At 72.4% G+C, this 3,149-nt stretch carries 3 protein-coding genes; all 3 read right to left on the bottom strand.

Annotated features, from left to right (window positions below; translation table 11 throughout):
• Positions 1-1,326, bottom strand: a 1,326-nt coding sequence (locus H5J33_RS28870; RefSeq protein ID WP_181797763.1) for an MFS transporter, incomplete at its 3' end; no start/stop codon positions are given.
• Between the two features lie 156 nt (positions 1,327-1,482).
• A complete protein-coding gene (locus tag H5J33_RS28875) occupies positions 1,483-2,145 on the bottom strand; it encodes a hypothetical protein (protein WP_181797764.1) in 663 nt (220 codons plus the stop codon).
• The coding region (locus H5J33_RS28880) for an acyl-CoA dehydrogenase family protein (protein WP_258565464.1) at positions 2,142-3,149 on the bottom strand (1,008 nt) is incomplete at its 5' end. The genes H5J33_RS28875 and H5J33_RS28880, both read right to left, overlap by 4 nt.

Here is a 3,149-nt window from a genome sequence, read left to right on the forward strand (position 1 = left end):
GGCCGCCGGGGCCGGCAGGCCGTCGGGCAGCCTGTCGTCGACGCCGTTGCGGTAGACGGCGGTGCCGATGCTGCCGATGACGGCGACACCCAGCGAGATGCCGAGGTCGTTGACGGTGGACGCCAGGCCGCCGGCCGCGCCCGCCTTCTCCGGCGGCACCGAGCCGACCACGAGGTCCGTGGTCAGAGCCATGGACGGGGAGACCGCCGGGTAGAGCACGATGAAGCCGACGATCACCCAGGGCAGCCCGGTGGTGCTGTCGACGAGCGTGAACAGGATGTAGCCGACGACCTGGACGGCCAGCCCCGTGGCGATGACATACCCCGGCCGCACACGCCGGGCGAGGACCGGGGAGCGCATCGCGACCACGATCAGGACCAGGGCCGCGGGAAGGATCGCGAACCCGGTCTTCAGCGGCGAGAGTGCCTTCACCAGCTGTAGGTACTGGGTGAACATCAGATACACGCCGCCCAGACCCATGGCCGAGAGGACGAAGACGCCCAGCGCCCCGCTGACCGTCCGGTTCTTGAACAGCCGGACGTCCAGCAGCGGCTCGGCGGAGCGCAGTTGGCGGACGACGAACACGATGCCGAAGAGCAGACCCACCACCACGGCCAGGGCCGGCACCAGCGGTGAGTCGCTGGTGGCGAACGACTTCACGCCGTAGATCAGCGGCAGCAGCGTCAGCAGCATGAGCAGCGCGCTGACCAGGTCCAGCCGGCCCGCGCTGGGGCCCTGCCGGCCCGGCAGCAGCAACGGCGCGCCGATCACCACGACCGCCATCACCGGTACGGCGACGAAGAACGTCGCCCGCCACGAGAACGCCTCCAGCAGCAGACCGCTGAGCAGCGGGCCGAGCGCGACACCGGCCGAAATGGCCGCCGCCCAGGTGCCGATGGCGACGCCCCGCTGCCTCGGGTCCTGGAACATCGTGAAGATCAGGCCGAGCGTGGTCGGCATCTGCATGGCCGCGGCCACGCCGAGCAGCGCACGCCAGACGATCATCAGCTCGGGAGAGTCGGTGAAGGCCGCCGCCGCCGAGACCAGCCCGAACATCAGTGCCCCGGTGATCAGGACGTTCCGGTGGCCGAAGCGGTCGGCCACCGTGCCCATCAGCACCAGGAGGCTGGCCATCAGGAAGCCGTAGATGTCCAGGATCCACAGTGTCTGCGTGCTGCTGGGCCGCAGATCCGCCGCGAGATAGGGGATGGCCAGGAACAGGATGGTCAGCATCATGAACAGCAGGAGCGCGGGAAGGACCAGTAGGCCCAACGCGGCCCACTGCTTGCCCCCTGCTCGTAACTGCGGACTTCCTGCCGAAGACATCGGCACTCCTCTTCTCGTCGAGACCTGCGGCGAGACCGCGCCGCGCCGTGGCACGGCCACCGGGCACACAGGCATACCCCTACCGGGTATTGCAGTGAAAATACGGATGGGGGGTATGGGTGTCAAGCCGGGTGGAGGGCCTGCGGGCGGGCGCGCTCAGCCCGTGCCGAGGCTGCGTGCCAGACAGTCCCAGAACGCGGCCTCCAGCGCGTGCACGGTCCACGCGCAGCGCACGGCGGCCACGGGGTCGTCCCCGCCGGCCAGACCGTCCGCCAGGGTCGCCGTCGCCTGGTCCAGCAGGGCCTGCGGGGTGTCGGCGAAGTAGCGGAAGTGCTCCACCGCGCGCTCCTCGACGCCGTACCGCGCCACCAGGGCGTCGGCCACCCGGGCATAGGTCCCGGCGGACTCCGCCACGTTCGCCAGCAACGCCAGCGCGGTGTCGCTCGCCGTGCCGAACAGCGCCGCACGCGCCAGGTAGGCCGGGTAGGCCTGGGCGAGCGGCTGCGGTTCGCAGGCCCGCAGCTCCTTCGCCGTGAGGCCGAGCGCCGCCGCGAAGCCCCCGAGCAGTTCCAGGGCCCGGGCCTCGCCCTGGGTCATGGCCAGGAACAGGTCTCCGGCCGGGGCGCCGGGGAAGCGGGACGCGAGCAGCGCGAAGCTGCGGCGGTCGCTGCTCACCAGGTGATACAGCTCCCCGGCGAGCCGCTTGAGCCGTTCCCCGGGCATCCGGCCCTGCTCCAGGACGTCGAGGAAGCGGTTGGGCCCGACGTCCTCGGCGATCCGCAGCCGCGCCGCCTCCAGGACATCCGTCACGGTGTTCACCGGCTCCTCCTCGTGGTCTCGTCGGTCGGCCGGGCGGTCTTCGGTGTGCCCGCCGGCCGGATGACGCGCCGTAGGCCGGGGCCCGTCGCCGGCCCCGGCCGCTGCTCGGCGACCCAGGGTCCGTCGACGGAGACGTCCACCACTCCCTCCTCCAGCCAGGTGTAGCGGCCGTCCAGGACATGTCCCGTCACCACGCGGTCCGCGGCGTCGGTGTTCTCGCCGAGCCGGGCCAGCGACTCGGCCACCCGCAGCCGTGCCTGCCGGCAGAAGGCGTCGGCGAGTTCGGCCGGGGAACCGTCGGCGCCGCCGAGCGTCCGGGCGTGGACACAGCTCGCGCTCATCGCGTACAGCTCGGCACCGACGTCGACGATCCGTCCGAGGAACCGCTGCCGCCCGTCGAGACCCCCGCCCCCGGGCCCGGACTCGGCGACGACCGCCGCGAGTTCACCGGCGATCCGCCGGCTGGTCCGGGCGACGAACTCCAGGTGGTCGTCCAGGACACCGCGGACGGCTTGCGTCGTCTCCCCGGCGTCCACCGCCTCTTCGGCGTCCACCGTCTCCCCACCGGCAGGCTCCTTCCCGGCGTGCGCCGTCTCCTGGCGAGGCCCCGCGTCCCGGTCGTCCGCCGCGGCCCGGTGCGCCTCGATCAAGTCGTGGGCCAGGAACGCCCGGAGAGCCTCGCTGGAGCCGTCGAAGATGCGGCCGACCCGGACGTCACGCAGCAACTGCTCGGCCGGGACGCCGCGTTCGCCGCGGGCGACGGCCGACTCGGCCGTCTCGTAACCTCGGCCTCCCCTGAGCTGCACCAGTTCGTCGGCGACGACCCAGGCCTGTTCGGACGCGAACAGCTTGGCCAGTTCCGCGTCCAGCCGGGTGTCGGTGCCACCGGCCGCCGCACACCGGGCGACGACCTCGACCACCGCCTCCAGCGCGAAGGCGGTCGCGGCGATGAAGGACACCTTCCCGGCCACCGCGTCGTGCCGGGCGATGGGCCGCCCGAACTG

Origin of the sequence: Streptomyces sp. WELS2, assembly GCF_013870595.1 — a bacterium.
Classification (GTDB): Bacteria; Actinomycetota; Actinomycetes; order Streptomycetales; family Streptomycetaceae; genus Streptomyces.